Source organism: Waterburya sp. (assembly GCF_058530065.1).
In genome coordinates, this window is record NZ_JBZNBU010000294.1 from 18,657 (window position 1) to 36,337 (window position 17,681).

The 17,681-nt window shown below is 40.9% G+C and carries 14 protein-coding genes; 4 read left to right on the top strand and 10 right to left on the bottom strand.

Annotated features, from left to right (window positions below):
• Positions 1–242: 242 nt before the first annotated feature.
• From AC33VI_RS17675 to AC33VI_RS17695, 5 genes are all read right to left on the bottom strand, one after another.
• Positions 243–914 carry an OmpW/AlkL family protein gene (locus AC33VI_RS17675; RefSeq protein WP_491783578.1) on the bottom strand — a complete coding sequence of 224 codons (672 nt, stop codon included), beginning with the start codon at positions 912–914 and terminating at the stop codon, positions 243–245.
• 427 nt (positions 915–1,341) lie between these two features.
• Positions 1,342–2,247: a DUF8173 domain-containing protein gene (locus AC33VI_RS17680; protein ID WP_491783579.1), complete on the bottom strand. Its 906-nt coding sequence runs from the start codon at positions 2,245–2,247 to the stop codon at positions 1,342–1,344.
• Between the two features lie 34 nt (positions 2,248–2,281).
• Positions 2,282–3,328, bottom strand: coding sequence for an Acg family FMN-binding oxidoreductase (locus AC33VI_RS17685; RefSeq protein ID WP_491783580.1), 1,047 nt, complete (start codon positions 3,326–3,328; stop codon positions 2,282–2,284).
• 1,066 nt (positions 3,329–4,394) lie between these two features.
• Complete coding sequence (locus AC33VI_RS17690) at positions 4,395–5,795, bottom strand: 1-acyl-sn-glycerol-3-phosphate acyltransferase (protein ID WP_491783581.1); 1,401 nt, start codon at positions 5,793–5,795, stop codon at positions 4,395–4,397.
• 88 nt (positions 5,796–5,883) lie between these two features.
• Positions 5,884–6,717, bottom strand: a complete 834-nt coding sequence (locus AC33VI_RS17695) for an alpha/beta hydrolase (protein WP_491783582.1) — start codon at positions 6,715–6,717, stop codon at positions 5,884–5,886.
• 263 nt (positions 6,718–6,980) lie between these two features.
• Between AC33VI_RS17695 and AC33VI_RS17700 the strand changes: the two genes are divergently transcribed.
• The 4 genes from AC33VI_RS17700 (at position 6,981) to AC33VI_RS17715 (ending at position 13,002) form a co-directional block, all read left to right on the top strand.
• Positions 6,981–9,734 (top strand): UPF0182 family membrane protein, encoded by a 2,754-nt coding sequence (locus AC33VI_RS17700; protein WP_491783583.1) that lies wholly within the window; start codon positions 6,981–6,983, stop codon positions 9,732–9,734.
• A gap of 175 nt (positions 9,735–9,909) precedes the next feature.
• Positions 9,910–10,317, top strand: coding sequence for a hypothetical protein (locus AC33VI_RS17705; protein ID WP_491783584.1), 408 nt, complete (start codon positions 9,910–9,912; stop codon positions 10,315–10,317).
• A gap of 16 nt (positions 10,318–10,333) precedes the next feature.
• Positions 10,334–11,065, top strand: a complete 732-nt coding sequence (locus AC33VI_RS17710) for a hypothetical protein (protein ID WP_491783585.1) — start codon at positions 10,334–10,336, stop codon at positions 11,063–11,065.
• A gap of 305 nt (positions 11,066–11,370) precedes the next feature.
• Positions 11,371–13,002, top strand: coding sequence for a hypothetical protein (locus AC33VI_RS17715; protein ID WP_491783586.1), 1,632 nt, complete (start codon positions 11,371–11,373; stop codon positions 13,000–13,002).
• Positions 13,003–13,038: 36 nt separating this feature from the next.
• Here AC33VI_RS17715 and AC33VI_RS17720 read toward each other — a convergent pair whose 3' ends face one another.
• The 5 genes from AC33VI_RS17720 to AC33VI_RS17740 form a co-directional block, all read right to left on the bottom strand.
• On the bottom strand, positions 13,039–13,203 hold the full coding sequence (locus AC33VI_RS17720; protein WP_491783587.1) for a hypothetical protein: 165 nt from the start codon (positions 13,201–13,203) through the stop codon (positions 13,039–13,041).
• Positions 13,204–13,395: 192 nt separating this feature from the next.
• Positions 13,396–13,563 (bottom strand): hypothetical protein, encoded by a 168-nt coding sequence (locus tag AC33VI_RS17725; RefSeq protein ID WP_491783588.1) that lies wholly within the window; start codon positions 13,561–13,563, stop codon positions 13,396–13,398.
• 96 nt (positions 13,564–13,659) lie between these two features.
• Positions 13,660–14,313, bottom strand: a complete 654-nt coding sequence (locus AC33VI_RS17730; protein WP_491783589.1) for a LabA-like NYN domain-containing protein — start codon at positions 14,311–14,313, stop codon at positions 13,660–13,662.
• Positions 14,314–14,466: 153 nt separating this feature from the next.
• Positions 14,467–14,847 (bottom strand): response regulator, encoded by a 381-nt coding sequence (locus AC33VI_RS17735; RefSeq protein ID WP_491783590.1) that lies wholly within the window; start codon positions 14,845–14,847, stop codon positions 14,467–14,469.
• A 45-nt stretch (positions 14,848–14,892) separates the two neighbouring features.
• Positions 14,893–17,681 (bottom strand): response regulator (locus AC33VI_RS17740; protein WP_491783591.1); only part of this gene is annotated, 2,789 nt, incomplete at its 5' end.

The following is a 17,681-nucleotide window of genomic DNA, read 5'->3' on the forward strand; positions in this document are numbered from 1 at the left end:
TAGGTAGTAGGTAGTAGGTAATATTTACTCTCCTAGTCTCCCAAATGTGTAACTAATTCTGCTTATACCATTTCTCCTTGAAGTTGCACTTAATATTGTTTGGATTTTGTTTCTCGCAAAGCCGCAGAGACGCAAAGGTACAAAAGAAGAATTTTTTATTTAGTGCATTGTTATAGAGAATTGGTATTAGGTACTTATTATTTGCTGTCTTAAATTTTGCTGCGAAATAACTGCTTAACCTATTAAAAGCGATAGCCTACTCCTAAACCTACAATTAAGGGATTTACATCTACATCAGCCTCAATATTAGTTCCCGCAGCCAAAATTTCTGCATCAGTACTCAGGAAGATTTTCTTAATATCTACATTAACTGACCAACGTCCTGAAACGGCATAGTCAACACCAGCCTGGAGTGCAAATCCAAAGCTATTGTCATAGTCGATTTCGGTTGCGTCACCATCTTCATCAACAAAGAAAAAAGTGTAATTGAGACCTATACCAGCATACGGACTTAATCTTTTCGGAGACCAAAAATGATATTGCAAAGTTAATGTTGGTGGTACAAGACCCACTTCTCCTAAATCCACATCTCCTAGGGGAGTTCCCGTTGCTTCTACACTATGAGTAGTTACCGCAGCAATCAGTTCCAGAGCAATGTTATCGGTAATAAAGTAAGAGAAATCTATTTCGGGAACATATGCAGTACCAAGATCTACCTCTCCTGGAATTGAACTGCCACCAACAGATAGGTCTGCGTCTTCATTGGGAATAACAGCTAGACCTCGGGCACGAATGAGAAAGTCCCCTGCTTCTTTGGGTTTAAATTCTTGAGCTGTTGCAGAGTTTATATACAGAGAATTAAAACCCAGACATGATAGGAAAACCGAACAGGAGAAAAGCTTAAAGTTCATCATGAGTCACTCCAACACTAAATTAACTTGGTTCTCGGAGGGCAAATTAGGAAATACCCTAGTTTTATATATTTAGCGTAGTGTCTTCTTCCAGATGGTGTTTGCTGTTAAACAGGTACTCGTCGCTTGAAGCAACCTCACCGTTTCAGTTTCAGGATTTAATTGGGTTTAGGGTTGAGAATTTTAAGCTTTCCAGTCTTATTCTCTGTTGCTCCAGTTTTACAGTCGTTTTCAGTTGAATAGCTCTCTGGGAAAATTTACTAGTTCGTAGTTTTTAGTTTTTAGTTCTTAGTTCTTAGTTTTTAAAGTTTAATTATGTGGTCTACCCATGTGAAAAGCGCAGTAAGTGAGTCGGGAGTCGAGATAGTGATAATTACTTTGACCTAATTATCACTAGTTTTTGGTTTTAGTTGCTTCGTTTCTGCTAATTTCATCCTCCTGTTGGTTGAGTCGAACCTTCTAAGAGATCGAATCGTTTGGGTATAGTCTCTGGCTGCACCGTACCCACTCGCGATAGTAAAACCGCCCCAAAACCGAACAGATCGAGCATTAAAATTATCAGTCCTCCTGCAATGGGGATTAAGCTAATTACCGCTAGAATCAACATTCCAACTAGAAAAGGAATAAACGCTTTTTCTCTGGGAGAGAATACCTTTTTACCGATCCACAAACTAGTAGCGATCGCACCAAGTAAACCTGCAACAGCAAAGGCTAAATTAGCCACAGGGATTAAGAGAAAACCAAAGATACTACCTGCAAATAAAGCTATAAACAGTGTAATCGCCACAATTCCTCCTAAACCCCACATTCCGCTTTTAAATGGGTGTTGGTGCATAGTTGCAGTAATGATTTTGATATGGCTGGGAAGTAGTAAAAGTAAAAATACGCCAAAAGCCAAAACTATCAATAGAGATATTAGAGAAAATACAACGTTGGTTAGATACAAAGTGCCAAATAGACCAAAGCGATCGATTAGTACGCCAGCATTGCTAAAAATAACGACTTCATCACCACCAACCATTGCTCCTGCTTCTTTAACAATCTGCCCTCCAATAGCTACTGCATCCCCATTTACACGAGCGTTGGTCTTAAGAACGACATCTCCCCCAATTGCTACTGCATCTTGAGTAACCTGTCCCTCATTTAAAATCGTGACGTTGCCACCAATCGCCACCGCATCGGTCAAAACTTGCTTCTCTGGTACTACGACATCAGTACCCATTTTGAAAATCTGAACCTGGTTTTCATTTTGAGCTACAGCAACTCCCGTGGTAAAAACTAGTAAAAAAGCTGCTAAGAAAGCTAATAGTAAAATTCTTATTTTGCGCCAATTCATGTCTATACTTCTCCTTAATTTAGTTAATCGACAACTAACGACTAACAACTTCATCAACACTTCTTCTCGGTGTCGATTCGACTTCTCGCCCATAACCCAGACGTAGCAAAATTTGTGGATAGCCACTATCGGGAAATAGAGTTTTTAAGTGCGATCGCAAGTGGGAAACTTGAATCGGTTGATTAAAGAAAGATGCCCAAACATTTTCAACTCTGGCTCTTAGTAATAAATGCGCCAATGCTTCCCCAATAGCTAGCCAATCGCGAGGGCGATCGCCTGCGCTACTAATCAAGATTAAAGCGGGTGCTTGGATGGCTAATTTTCGGTCTTTGGCTGCTTGAGATTTACCAAGATTGAAAGTGCGGATAGCTTGAGAAATTAGGGGAGTTAAGCCATCTAGTCTTTTGTTTAATCCCTGAGCGTATCCAGGAATGCCATCATGATTGGGATTATTGGCAGGATGAATCCATTGGGCTAATTCTCGGCGAAATAGAGGATCTGCCATTTGCAGGCGATCGCCTTCTACAATTAGATTTACCACTTCATCTCGTTTATCTGGGGGGATTTTTTGAGTGCAGATTCTCAGTCCACTTTCTTCAGAACCACAGGCTAATTTTAGTTCGGACAATAGAGATTGGGGTAACTGACTATCTTCAAAAGTAAGTCGATTGGTGCAGCGTCTGGGAATTGCCCGAAACAACAAATTTTCTTCGAGTTGAGCAATTCTTTTACTTCCAAGATTAATTCGTGCCAGTAGATTAGGATTATCCTCTTCGGGAAATATTTGGACGATATCCCCATAGCCAAAATGGCGGATGGCTATACGTAAATGAAACAAAGCTGCGCCACAGCTAATGATTAACTCACGATAATCGGGATCGGCTACGGATAAAGCACGAGTTTTATCAGCATACAGTTCTACCCCATCATTATTTATCTCAAACCGCCAAGGCTGGGTATTGTGACTGGAAGGGGCAAATATAGCATAGTTCAGCAAAAACTTTAGTTTTTCTACTGTCGAGCCAGTTACAGGAAAATCATCTTCATTAATTTTTCTACGGTCAAATGTTAGTTGAGACATGATGTTTTTTTATTCAATTTACTCAGACAAAAGAATTTTCCTCTACTTCAAAGAAATGTAGCTTTATTGTTTTATCTTAAGTTTTTAGTTTTTAGTTAAAGACTATGTTTTAAGGGCGTGATTGCGGGGTTTCCCCGCAATGCTGACCGCCCGCATTGAACGACTAATAACTAGTACGGACGTTTCATGAAACGTCCCTAACTAATAACTAGGGCGCAGCCCTTTATTTACACAAACAATTTCTTACTTTTCTTGGGTTACTAAAAAATTAAGTTAAAAGTTTGAGAAACTTGTGAGGCTTATACGATGTATCTAAATAAAGCGATCGAGACTGCATCGTAAATATTTTCCTCAAACTAATATCAAATGGCAATTAGTAATAATCCTAATTATTGCGTTCGGATGATACCATTTCTCCTTGAAGTTGCACTTAATATTGTTGGGATTTTGTTTCTCGCAAAGCCGTTTACCCCGAGCCAAACGGGGCAAGCCCAGCTTCGTGTTCTGGGCAGACACGCAAAGGTACAAAAGAAGAATTTTTTATTTAGTGCATTGTTATAGAGAATTGGTATGACAGCTATCGAAACTGTAACGCCCTATTATTTTTTAACAAGACAATACCAATCTTATTTTAGAATAAAATCTAATTTTAATAAATTCAAATTAATTATTAATAGCCATTTTGTTGGTGAACTTATATTGCAAAAACCTATTTTTATAGAAATGAAGTGATATTTTAAATACATGAAGCTAATTAAGCTTCTCCTGACAGAGATAACAGATTCATCTATTAATTAGATAGGAGGTTGAATAGTCTGTTTAATTTAATATCTGTCTCGTTGAAAAAACAGCAACACTCAACTAGAAAGCTGATATTTCCTTATTTGGTGTAAAGAGAGTTCAATTTACCAACTAAGACTAGTAGGTAAAACTCTAATTCAAATTGATTAAAAAAGGAAATTACTCGGTCAATATAGCTTGGGTGTTGTTGTTGTTTTGCCATACTTGTTTTTAGCTGATTAATGTAGCATTACCTATAAAAACTATAAAAGTAAGTAAAATAATTTCAAGAAATAATCATTTTTTCTAAGGCAGTTTGTAAATCTTGCGTTAATTGGGCAACAGCTTTTTTCGCACTTTGGCGATTTTGTCTGTAGGTTTTAGCGCGATCGCTGACGTTAATGGGCTTGCCAACAGTTACCGTAGACTTGCGCCATCCCAAGCGAGGACGACGGGGGTTTTTGTTGCCTTTAATTCTGGCGATCGCATCAAATAAGATTAAACTGGTTTCGGCAAATCTTTCAAAACTAGGCTTTTCTTTGATATAAGTGCCTGTGACTGCCACAAAGCTTTCTGCCAGACGCATATGTAGCATTCGTAATTCTGCTTCGGTGGCGATCCAGTCTGCTAAACCTTTTTTAACTGGAGATAGATTTTTAAGTTCTTCTGGTTGGTAGCGATAAATATAGTTCCAGCCAGCTTCTTCCAGACGGCGACAGCGTTTAACAAGGTTGCCATTATGCTTCAAGTTAAAATAGGACTCTCCTGCTTGCAAAGAAACATCCAGAAGTTTTTGCAACCTAGCGGTGAGATTGGCTTCGGTTTCTGGCAAATTTGGCTCGGTAATTGGAAGCTGGTAATGATAAAAACAACGATAAAACTGTTCCATTTCTGAAACTAGATAGTTGCCCAGTCTTAATAAGCGAGAATAATATACTTCTTCTGGCGTTGTACTGCTATCGTTGCTGCCACTTAGAAGTGATAAACCACAGTCTCGTTCTAAATTAGTGAGCAGGCGATCGAGTTTTGACCACTGAGGATTGACATAATGATATTGAATATTAATCGGCATCACCATCGTTTCTTCCACCCGATTGGCTTTTGCCAAATCCTCGACATTCCAAAATGCTAATTGCGCTACTCCTAGTTCGAGAGGACTGACAATTTCACTATGCCCATTAGTAGCCCCTTCGGGAGCAACAACTAGGGGAAACTCCCCATTCAGCAACAATTCTCGAATCTTTTCAATCGCCCGCAGATCGAGAGCCTTACCGCGATGTACGGGAACACCGCCAATCCGAGAAAATAGCCAGCCCAACCAATCTCCCGCCCAAATGGTCATACCTCTGTCATACATAAAATGACCGTGAATTGGCGTTTGTAGATCTATGCCTTGCTGACGGGCAATCTTAGGTATGCCACGAGAGAATAAGTGCAACCCACTCAGAGGATCGTCCACTTCACAATGACGGAAAGCGAGAATAAGACGAATTTTTCCTACCTGGAAGCGGGCGAAAAACTCGACTAAAGTTTCTCCATTAACTATCTCAATTTTACCGATTCCTGCTGGCAACCAAGGTTGTAAACGCCATCTTTGCAAAATTGGTAAAGACCAATGCAGCAGACGCAGAATAAAAGGATTAAAACGGGGTGAAATAAAATCTAGTTTTGATTGGGCGCGAGGCATATTTTAAATGGTTGGTGGTTAGTTGTTAGTGGGTAGAGACGTTCCATGGAACGTCTCTATGGTGGTTAATCGGATAGAAAGCAGTAACTTAAAGGTGTTTTTCCAGCCAATCATTTATATCTGCCAATACCTCTAAATAGTTAAGATCGTTGTGTAATTCATGATAACTATCGGGGTATTCGCGTAATTTTTTATCCGCTATAGTGGCACGTTCGACAAAAGCTCGACTGCTGGCAAGGGGGGTAACGCGATCGCCTCCGCCATGGAGTACCAATAAGGGAAGTTGTAACTCGTCAGCATGAGCGTTAACCCAGTCAATAGTCTTCAATAATTCTGTAGCTAACCTAGCAGTGCCTTGACTGTGACGCAGGGTATCTTGGGCATAGGCAGCTACTACTTCTGGATCGCGCGAACCCGTTGACAGATCTATGCCTGCGTCTAGGGCAAAATGAGGTTTGATGCGAGATAACATCCTGCCAATTAATAGTTTCCAGGGAGAGACGTTTAAACCTAATGCGGGAGACATTAAAATCAATCCCTGTAGTTGTGGCGATTCTCTTAAAAGATAGTCTAAAGCAATTGTTCCCCCCATACTTTGACCGATGAGAAACAGGGGAAGCTGAGATTCTTGAGTTCTGACAAGCTGTAAAAAGGCTGCTAAATCGGCTCGATATTCCTCCCAACTATTAATGTAGCCCCGTTGACCAGGCGATCGCCCGTGTCCCCGCAGATCGAAACTATAGATGATGTAGTCGCGATCGACTAAATATTCCACCAGTCTGGTAAAGATACTGCTATGTCCTCCATGTCCGTGAACTACCACCAAAACTGCTTTGGCTAAAGCTGGAGGATGCCAGCTTTGATAGTACAATTCCAATTTGCCCGCACCGTAGAAAGTTCCCGCTCGATTTTGTTCGCTCATACCAATCTTTATTACTCTTTTTGTTCGTTAACTAACTCCTAACTTCTCTTAGATCTTCACGGCTTCTTCAAACTGTTGCCTTATTCTCAAAATGCAGTTGTCTAGCGATCGTTCTCAACTATGGAAAGAAGTCTGATGTTGAAAACCAAAACTCATGACCATTAGTGTTGAGGCTGTGTCCCACAGGGATAAGCTGTGCAAATGTTCTTTGTCTACAGGTTTTAAGTAACAAGGAACTTTATGATTTTATTACTAACCTAAAGATGAAGCTTACTAAAATCCATACCAAAATTTATATTGTTATTCCTCTGTTGCTAATATTACTGGTATTTTCCTTGTCTGGTAGTTTAGCTCATTTACTCACAGAAGTATGGTGGTTTGAGGCGGTAGGTTTTGCCCAGGTTTTTTGGACGCGGTTAACATGGCAAGTTTTGATTTGGCTGGTTACCTTTGCCGTCTACTTTGTAGTTTTGTGGAGTAATTATCGATGGGCAATGAAGAGCAAGCCAGCGAGCAATTTATATCTCGTTGTTAGCAATAGTTGGGAAGTCAACAGCAGAAAACTTATTAATTATTCTGCATTTGCCCTAATTGGCGCGATCGCCTTGGTAGCAGCTACTAATAGTATTTATGCCTGGGAGAATGTTTTAAAGTATCTTCACGCTTCAGATTTTGCTAATAGCGAGCCGATTTTTAATCGCAACATTGGCTTTTATGTTTTTCGTCTGCCCCTGTATCGGGGTATTTATGACTGGCTTTGGGGCTTGGTTATTACTGCGGCGATTGTTTCAATCTTGGCTTATGGTTTTAATGGCGCGCTCTCTTTTAACCCAAGAGTCAAGCAGGGAATCAGCTTCAGTCAGTCTGCTAAAGTTCATTTGAGTTTACTTTCTGTAGCGATCGCACTTTTGGTTGCCTGGGGTTTTTGGTTGGCTCGCTATCAGTTACTCTACGATCCTAGTGGTGTGGTATTTGGGGCGGGCTATACCGACGTAAATGCCAAGCTACTAGCTTATAAATTACTCTGCGTTTTGGCAGTTTTGGTAGCGGTGCTTTTGGTTATCTCTGTCAGGTGGCGCAGACTTACCTTACCTTTGAGCGGAATCGGTTTGTTTTTTGTGGCTTTGTTGTTGGTTAATTATCTTTATCCCTGGTTTATCCAAAAGTTTATCGTCAATCCCAACGAATTAGCCAAAGAGAAAACCTACATCGAACACAACATCAAATATACCCAGGCGGCATACCATCTTGATGACGTACAGCGTCAGGATTATGCTGCGGAGGCTCGGTTAAACCAACAGTCTTTAGCCGACAATCGTACCACCATCGATAATATTCGCCTTTGGGATTATCGCCCTCTACTCAATACCTATCGGCAACTCCAAGAAATCCGCCTTTACTATAAATTTAATGATGTCGATGTAGACCGTTATAATCTTGACGGTAACTATCAACAGGTAATGCTGTCAGGGCGAGAACTAGACTTTGATCGCGTCCCCCCAGAGGCTCAAACCTGGGTCAATCAAAGGTTGAAGTATACCCACGGCTATGGTTTAGTTATGAGTCCCGTAAATCGAGTTACTGCCAATGGTTTACCCGAACTCTATGTCAAAAATATTCCCCCAGTTTCCAGTGTCGATCTAAAGCTCGATCGCCCCGCAATTTATTATGGCGAAGAAACTGATAACTATATCTTTACGGGGACAACCACTCCCGAATTTGACTATCCTCTGGGAAATGCTAATGCCTTTACCAGATATGACGGTAAAGGCGGTGTCAAACTAGCTTCGATTTGGCGCAGGTTAGTTTATGCTTACGATTTTCGCAGTCTGCAAACTCTGATCTCCAACTACCTCAGTACGGGGGGTTCGCGAACCGCCCCTCCACGCATCCATTACTATCGAGAAATTAAAGCTAGGGTCAAACACATTGCACCGTTTTTACAATTTGACCACGATCCCTATCTAGCCGTAATTGATGGCAAGTTACAGTGGATTATTGATGCCTACACCACGAGCGATCGCTATCCTTATTCCGAACCAGTAGTCCAAACAGATATTCTGCCCCGATATAGCCAAGTTAACTACATCCGCAACTCAGTCAAAGCCGTAGTAGATGCCTACGATGGCACGGTACAATTCTATGTCGTTGATGAAGCAGATCCGATTCTGGCTACCTATCGCCAAATCTTTCCCAATCTGTTTATTTCTCGCTCAGATACACCACCCGAAGTTAAAGCTCACTTCCGCTATCCTCTCGATCTGTTTAAGCTGCAAGCACAGATGTATCTGGCATATCACATGGACAATCCAGAGGTATTTTACAATCGCGAAGATCTTTGGGATTTACCCCAACAAGTCTATGAAGATAACCAGCAAGTGATGGAGCCATATTACATGATGGTCAGACTACCTAGTGAAGCAGAGACTGGGTTTATTCTGATCTTGCCTTTTACCCCAGCTAAGAAAAATAATGCGATCGCTTGGATGGCTGCTCGTTCTAACGGTGAGGATTACGGCAAGCTGTTGCTGTACAACTTTCCCAAGCAAAAATTAGTCTATGGTCCCAGGCAAATCGAGGCACGTATCGACCAGACACCACAAATTTCTCAACAGTTTACCCTTTGGAGTCAGGCTGGCTCAAAAGTGATTCGAGGCAATTTATTAATCATTCCCATCGAGCAGTCATTACTCTATGTCGAACCAGTCTATTTACGTGCCGAACAGGGAGAATTACCCGAACTCAAGCGAGTAATTGTGGCTTATGACAAAGAGGTCGTGATGGAGCAAAATCTCGAACAGGCTTTAGCAGCTATTTTTGGCTCAGAAGAAGCCCAACCGAAAACAATCGAGCCAGAAGTCTCTAGTCCTCTAACCGACAAAGATTTAGCGTCAATAAAATCGGCGTGGAAAATTTATCAACAGGCTCAGGAAGCCCTGCGTCAAGGAAATTGGCATGAATATGGAAACTATCAACAAGAATTAGGCGAGCTTTTACAGCAGCTAAATCAGAATTAAATCTATAGTCGTTCTAATTAATTTCTATACACTCCAAGTTATCGGTTCGGGGAGATGGGAAAAAAAAGGAGATAAGTAATAAGTAATGAGTAATAAATAAAAACCAACGACTAACGACTAACGACTAACAAAGTGACTTAATGAAAACCAGAATGATATTTATGAGGTCAAAATTATGCCTTTGGAACATAGTAATAACAATCAATTACGCGGTCTAACTTTTACTGTGCCAATTCCCCACCATTATCAAATTCAACAAGCAGAATTGGAACGATCTAATCCAACTACGAAAGAAATAGATTCTTCTGTTAGTCTGTTCTTTCTCTGGACAACTATCTTTAGCATTATCATCTTGGCTTTGGTCAAAATTTTATACAAGTTAGACGTATTAAAAACGTATAATTTATCTGTTTTTTCTCATTCCCAAGTTCCCTGTCAAAAATGTATCTTCTTCAACGAGAATAGATATCTCAAATGCGCTGTCCGCCCTTATTCTGTATTGACCAAACAAGCGATTGATTGCTCGGACTACCGTAACTCAGATGAGGATTGTAATTCCAACCAGATTAATTCCCAAGTATAAACTATAGCTAATTGAGATGAACCAAGAAGTTGTTCTTAACTATGTCAAGCTATACCAAGAGATTCTCGAACGGCAGCAAATTTTCTTAAACGATCGCGACTTGGATAATATTTATCGGTTGATTCTTTTGGTTTTTAAACTAGATGACCTATACGATCTCATCGAGCAATATCCTCCAAGCGAAGACGATTTAGCTAATATCAAAACAGCGATGATTGCTTTAATGCCCGAGGGGAATCCAATCGGCTTAAAGGCGATCTCCTCTGTCTTTCAAGCCATGCAGGATGAATCTTGGTTCAAGTCAGAAAATCTAACCTTGAAGCAGTATTTAAAAGTTAGTCAAGAAAGTATAGGTGCATCAATTATTACGGCTTATCTTGTTAGCAAGCTTCAGATTAAACCAAATATCTGGTATAGCAATTTTTTAGGGATCTACAATAGTGAAATCAATATCTTAATTAGACTCGCCAATGACTTATTAGATGGGGATATAGATCGACAAAGAAGTAAGGAGGAAATCTGGCAACTCAAGGCTATTTACTTTTTCCCTAACAGATCTGCCCTCAAACGATATTTATTTTCTAGATATCTAATCCACAAACTTCGTTATTATTTTTATCTAGCAAAATATAAATATTTAAGATTATCTGCCAACAGCCAAGATTACTGGAAAGCGATCGCCTGTTCTGAATCAGTACTCGATTGGGCTTTTCTGGTTTATGTGCGCGATCGCAATTCCTGTCAGTAAATCAAAATATTCCCAGATTCCTCACGGGTTCTTCAAGATTGTTTTGTAGCATCAGAATGTAGGGAGCAAGTCATACTAGTTAATACAAAAAAACTAGTATTTGTTCCCTAGTCATGGCAAACGCTCGTTTGTCTAGTTCAAACATCTAGAATACAGGCTTGCTCTCTACAGAGGGAGTAAATCAACTCGATAACAGCGAACTAATCTTGTTAATAATTGAATCAAAAGTTTAACTCCTCAGTTCACCGATCTATCTACAGAATCGATCTACTCCCTTCATATAGATATTCTGATAGGTGATTAATATGGTTACTATCGGGAATTTTAACGAAGTATTAGGCAATAGAGGCAATAACAATCTCATTGCTTCAGATTTAGACGCCCTTGTTGGTTTAGCAGGAAATGATACTTTGAGTGCGGAAGAAAATACCGAAGACGCAATTTTAATTGGTGGTTCGGGAGATGATGTCTACGAAGCCAGCAATAACTCCACGTTAATCGTGCAGGAAAATGGTAATGACGATAATGATGTCGGCAGAGCAACTGGTATCGGTTTTTTCAAAGACACTTCCTTTAGCCTTGAAATAGATGAAGGTCGTCATTTATACGCTGGAGATACAGAATCCAATCAATATTACCTTCTCCTTGATTGGCAAGATCCTGAAAATCGAATTGAAACCTTTGAAGGGTCAGATGGCACAGCTAGTTATGAAGAATTCTCCAGTGGTTTCCGCGATCTTCCTGGCTATCTTGGTAGTTTTACCTGGGAGGAAGCGATCGCCCAAGGAGGCTTTAATCTCGAAAGACTTGGTTTATCCGTAGACACAATTGATGAGGCGATCGCCCAGTCAGATGCCAGAGCTACAGCCTTAGAGTCGCGAGAACCTATTGGTAACTTCCGCGATATAGTCGGCGGAGAAGCCAATGACAATATACTAGGTGTTGACTTACAGGCATTATATGGTTTAGCAGGAGACGACACTCTCAAGCCAGTTGCAGTCGATCTACCAGTAGGTGTCACAACTCATGCTATTACCGCTGTTGGTGGTTCGGGAGATGATACCTATCAACTTGCCAATAACAATACTGTAATTGCGATCGAAAATGGCAATTCTGATAACGATGTGGGAGAAGCGACTGGGATCGGATTTTTCTCAGATACCTCCTTTAGCGTTGAAATTGATGAAGGTCGCCATTTATATGTTGGCGATGTTGCATCTAATCAATATGCCTTGTTAGTTGACTGGCAAGAACCCGAAAATCGCATCGAAACTTTTGTCTTAGCCGACGGTACTTTCAGTTATGATGAAGTCTCTAGCGGATTCCGCGATCTTCCTGGTTATCAAGGTAGTTTTACCTGGTCAGAAGCGATCGCCGCTCAAACCTTCGATCTTGAAAAGCTGGGCTTAACCCCAGACACAATTGACGATGCGATCGCTCAGGTAGATGCTAGATCCGCAGCTTTAGAAGCAGAAGATCCCTTAACAGGACAAATTGTCTATCGCTTCTTCAATCCAACTTTGGGCGGTCATTTATACACTGTAGATGTAAGGGAAAGAGATTTTATTGTCGATAGTTTGGATAACTATAACTATGAAGGAGCATCATATAAAGCTGCCGATCCATTAACTGGTTCTCCCGTATCGGTATATCGTTTCTTCAATCCCAGTATTGGGGTGCATCTTTACACCATTGATGAAGTAGAAAAAGACTTTATTATGGACAACCTCGATAATTACGACTTTGAAGGAGCTAAATTCTCAGCCTATCAAGAAAGTGTGGGCGATACTATTCCTGTCTATCGTTTTTACGAACCCAGTTTGGGAGTTCATTTCTATACTCCTAATGAAGTCGAAAAAGATTTTGTCATTGACAATCTAGACAATTACGACTTTGAGGGAATCGCTTACTATGCTAATCCTGTAGATTTGGTCTAGAAGTTTACTAGAGGAAGTTGAGCTAAATTAGAGCTTTTACCTAATCTGTAACTGACTTATGGCATCAGGGAAAAGATAAAAAGACAATAAATTGCTTATCGATCCTAAATAATTGAGGCGTTGCATTTTCATGGGATGGTGAAGACTGACTAGGGGACTAGGAGACGGGGTAACGGGGTGAATAAATAATCTTCTTGCCATCCGAATCATTCCCTAGTTGTGCAACCAACGCCATAATTGAGTTTACTGGAAAGGCTTGGAAGATCTTAGCTAAAGTGTGTTGAGCTTGGTGAAAGTCATCTTTTTGAAACATTATTATAATTTTTTATTTTTTTTGTCTTAACGATATTGTGAGATATTTCTAGCGATCTAAAGTTAATTTTAAATTTGTGTTTAGGTTTTAGCCGAAGATTTAGAAGGTCGATAGCTGTAACCTATATTAGTTGTATTGCGCTCAAAAATATATTCGCTATAGTCTGCTACATCATCTAACCCCACAAAGTTGAGAATGATTTCAGCAGCTAACCAGACTACTATTCTCGATAAAGATCGCTTCCACATTAGTTTGATTGTTTGGTGTTTGTAATTAAAAATAATTAGTTATATATTTTTGCCAATATGCCGTAGTTTATCTGGTGCGGTCAAATAACTTAGTACTCAGTTATAAATTTTGGTAATCGGAGTTTTTTGAATTCCATTCTCGATCGCTTCGAGATCCACAAAGGCATCAGCAACGTTAATCAAATTGTCACTAGTTGCAGAGCCAAGACCAACTACTTCTACTCGTACTCCTTTATAGGCGATCGCATTAACCGCATAAGCTAGATTGCCATCTCCACTGACCAACACCGCAGTGTCATAAGAACCAACTAAAGTCATCATGTCCACAGTGATTTCTATATTGAGGTCGGCTTTTTTAGAACCATCGGCAAACTCAATTAATTCTTTGGCAATTACTCGATAGCCATTGCGCCGCATCCACAATAAAAATTTTTGCTGTTTATCGTTATTGGCATCGAATCCTGTATAGAAATAAGGACGCAATAGTCGGTTTCCAGCAGTTAGACAATGAAGTAATTTTGTATAGTTAATTTCAATACCCAACTCTAATGCGGCATAAAATAAGCTCCTACCATCAATAAAAATTGCTACTCGACCACGATTCAAATTATCAAAAATAGGAATTTTTGGTTGCAAATCTTCTTTAACAACATTTAGTGCTGGATTTTGCTCTTGATCCTGATGACGACTGCCCCAAGCTTTCGGCGGATTTGGTGCTAAAAGTTCTGGCAGTTCTTTTTTAGAATACATTTTATTATGCTCTTTATAGTTCACCTCTATTTTGAAGTTAAGGGGGAAAAGCGAAGAACTAATGAAGAGATAATGTAGTCGTGCAGAATTAATTTTATAGTTAGGATTGGTTAAGGGGGAAAGGGGAAAGGGTAAAGGAATAAGAGTGTGTAATTAATCTTCCCAACCTAGAATTGCTGAGACTTGTTGGGATAAAGACATGGTTTTAAAGGGTTTGGCAATGACATCTACTATATCTAGTCGAGCAAAGCGATCGCGATCGCCTGATTGCACTTTTGCCGTCAGGAAAATGACGGGAATCTTCTGAGTTACGGGATTGGCTTTTAATTGTTCGAGGGTGGCAATACCATCAAGATCGGGCATCATCACGTCCAAGAGAATGGCATCGGGTTGTTCGGTTGCAGCCAAGTGTAAACCTTCGCTACCAGAACTAGCAGTAATTACCTCCCAGCCTCCCACTACTTCTAGTGCCACTAGTGCCACATCTTGAATATCTTCATCATCATCAATCACCAGAATTTTTTTATTACTCATGACTTTTTTAAACTAACTTTTGTGAGGGCGAACAGCCCTTCGCCCCTACTGAACACCGCGAATCAAGCGATTGAGTAATTTAATCACTTGCTGTTCAAATTCTTCGGGATGAATTTTTCCTTTAGTTAGAAATATAGTTTGTCCCAATTTCAGTCGTTCTTTATCGATGTTATCGATATCTCGGGCAGTATAAACAACCAATGGCAAATGACAGAGACGATTATGCTGTCGTAGCCAATCGACTACAGTAAAGCCGTCGTATTCGGGCAAACTGAGATCTAGTACCAAGAGATTGGGCATAATTTTTTGGCTGAGGTGAATTGCCTCTTTTCCTGTTTGAGCGTGGTAGGTTTGAATGTTGTGACGCTCGAACATCGCCATTAGTACTTCTGCCAAGTCGGGATCGTCTTCCACAATGAGAACCCGAATATTTTGATTTTGCCGTGCTAAAACTCGTTCTAAGGCTTGGAATAATAACCTTTGTTCGGGTGGTTTCACTAGCCAATCGCTAATTTCAGGATGAGATTCTTGATCGGGGGATAAACCGCTGAGAATTAATACGGGAATATTTTTGGTGGCGGGTTTTTCTTTAAGGCTCGCCAGGGTTTCCCAGCCGTTCATTTCGGGCATCATTAAGTTGAGCAAAATGATATCAGGCTGCAATTCGGCTGCTCGATCGATCGCTTCTCGACCAGATGCTACGGCGATCGCTTGATAGTTTTGCTGTTCGAGGGTGGCTTTGACTACTGTTCTGACGGAAGAATCGTCATCGCACAACAGAATCAAAGGAGCGTCAGAATAAGAATTTGTCTCTATCTCCATTTCTGGTTCTTCTGGTAGCAGGGGCAAGGTAAAGAAAAAACTACTCCCTTCTCCCAAACTGCTTTGCGCCCAGATTTGTCCGTCGTTGTGCTGAATTATACTCCGACAGATAGCTAACCCCAAACCAGTGCCGCCTTTTTTGCGGGAGTCAGAAGCATCTACCTGTTGAAATCTGCCAAAAATACTTTCTAACTTTGATTCGGGAATACCCCGTCCGCGATCGCGCACTTGAAAGAGGATCTGGGAATTATTGTCGGTATCTCTCTGAGCAGTTAACCAGATTGTAGAATCTGGAGCGGAAAATTTAATCCCATTGCTGAGTAAATTAATCAGCACTTGAATAATACGGTCGGGATCTGCCCAAACCCTAGCGGAGATAGGAGTTATCTCTATGCTCACCTTAGCTTTGCGGGCAACCTCTTTGACGGTATCGACGGCAGCAGTCATTAAATGAGCCACATCACAGGCTTGCTTGAGCATGGTAACTTTTCCCGATTCGATCCGTTCGATATCTAGAATGTCGTTAATCAGACGCACTAGGCGATCGGCATTTTTGGCAGCAATTTTGAGCATATGTTGGGCATAATCAGGTCGCTCTACCAAGGCTCCCCCCGCCAATAAGTCTAAAGCTCCCTGAATCGAAGTGAGGGGAGTGCGTAATTCGTGGCTGACTACGGAAACAAATTCATCCTTGAGTTTTTCTAGTTCGCGGCGATCGCTGATATCAAAACAAGAACCAATATAGCCCGCAAAACTACCGTCGGAGAGAAATCGCGGTCTGCCCGTATCCAGTAGCCAGCGATATTCGCCATCTGCTCGTCGCAGACGATACTCCAGTTGAAAACCCTTTTGGGTATAAAAGGCAGTATTATAAGTATCTAAATAATCTGATAGGTCGTCAGGATGTATGCCTGTCCTCCAACCCCGACCTAATTCTTGAGAGAAAGTTCTACCAGTAAAACGCAACCAACTGCGATTGACAAAATTATATTGTTTATCGGTTCCCGCCATCCACAACAAAACAGGTGCGCTATCGGCAACAGTGCGAAATCGGTCTTCACATTCTCTTAAGGCTGCTTCAGCCTGCTGACGCTCGGTTTCAGTTTGCCAGGCTTCGACAAATCGACCGATACTTTGTGCCATCAGTTCGATTAGTTCCCGTTCTTGGGGCTGAAAACTGGCTTGTCTCACTTCCGTATCCGAAAAATTGAGCGTACCGTAGATCTTACCTCTGACCAAGATCGGCGTTCCAATATAAGACTCTAATTTTAAATTTTGATAGACAGGGTGAGTTTGCATGGTTGCAATCTTACCGACCTCATTATAGGAAATTGTTTTAGCATCTCGCACCACTGCTGTACAGTAAGTATCTTTGAGGTCAAATTCTGCTCCTACCTCAATTGCCAGATTGGTTTCAACCGCCAAAATTTTATAGTTGCAATCTTGGACATGACTGACAATTCCCGTCGATAGACCAAAGATTTCACATCCCGTTGTCAGACAATCAGCAAATAAAGCCTCAAAATCCTCATATTCAGTAGTATTAATGCGATGTAGATGTTTTAAATTGGCACTAAAGCTTTGCAAGACTTGAGAGTTGTGACGAAGGGCGGACTCTGCTTGTTTGCTTTCGCTAATGTCTTGAAAATAAACCGATAAGCCAGTTTCCCAAGGATAGGCATGAACCCCAAACCAAGTATCTAGGGGTGGATAAAATTCTTCAAATTGGACACTGACTCCTTCGGCAACTGCCCTCTGGTATTCTCGCTCGAATGTCGAACCTACTACTTCGGGAAATTCCTCCCAGATGTTTTTACCTAAAAGTTCCCCTCGCTCTCTTTGCAACAAGAGTTCTGCTTGAGGGTTGATATAGGTAAAACACCAATGACTATCGACTGTAAAAAATGCATCGGTAATACTTTCTAGAATTTGGTTCAAGCGATCGCTGGTGGCTTTTTCTCGTTCGATTAGCTGCGATCGCTCTGCCTGAATGCGTTTCTGCTCGCTAATAT

Bases quoted from the DNA above. Each gene is read 5' to 3' on its own strand.
- AC33VI_RS17690 (WP_491783581.1), bottom strand. From the start codon at position 5,795: ATGCCTCGCGCCCAATCAAAACTAGATTTTATTTCACCCCGTTTTAAT.
- AC33VI_RS17680 (WP_491783579.1), bottom strand. From the start codon at position 2,247: ATGAATTGGCGCAAAATAAGAATTTTACTATTAGCTTTCTTAGCAGCT.
- AC33VI_RS17675 (WP_491783578.1), bottom strand. From the start codon at position 914: ATGATGAACTTTAAGCTTTTCTCCTGTTCGGTTTTCCTATCATGTCTG.
- AC33VI_RS17710 (WP_491783585.1), top strand. From the start codon at position 10,334: ATGAACCAAGAAGTTGTTCTTAACTATGTCAAGCTATACCAAGAGATT.
- AC33VI_RS17715 (WP_491783586.1), top strand. From the start codon at position 11,371: ATGGTTACTATCGGGAATTTTAACGAAGTATTAGGCAATAGAGGCAAT.
- AC33VI_RS17700 (WP_491783583.1), top strand. From the start codon at position 6,981: ATGAAGCTTACTAAAATCCATACCAAAATTTATATTGTTATTCCTCTG.
- AC33VI_RS17730 (WP_491783589.1), bottom strand. From the start codon at position 14,313: ATGTATTCTAAAAAAGAACTGCCAGAACTTTTAGCACCAAATCCGCCG.
- AC33VI_RS17695 (WP_491783582.1), bottom strand. From the start codon at position 6,717: ATGAGCGAACAAAATCGAGCGGGAACTTTCTACGGTGCGGGCAAATTG.
- AC33VI_RS17705 (WP_491783584.1), top strand. From the start codon at position 9,910: ATGCCTTTGGAACATAGTAATAACAATCAATTACGCGGTCTAACTTTT.
- AC33VI_RS17735 (WP_491783590.1), bottom strand. From the start codon at position 14,847: ATGAGTAATAAAAAAATTCTGGTGATTGATGATGATGAAGATATTCAA.
- AC33VI_RS17720 (WP_491783587.1), bottom strand. From the start codon at position 13,203: ATGGCAAGAAGATTATTTATTCACCCCGTTACCCCGTCTCCTAGTCCC.
- AC33VI_RS17685 (WP_491783580.1), bottom strand. From the start codon at position 3,328: ATGTCTCAACTAACATTTGACCGTAGAAAAATTAATGAAGATGATTTT.
- AC33VI_RS17725 (WP_491783588.1), bottom strand. From the start codon at position 13,563: ATGTGGAAGCGATCTTTATCGAGAATAGTAGTCTGGTTAGCTGCTGAA.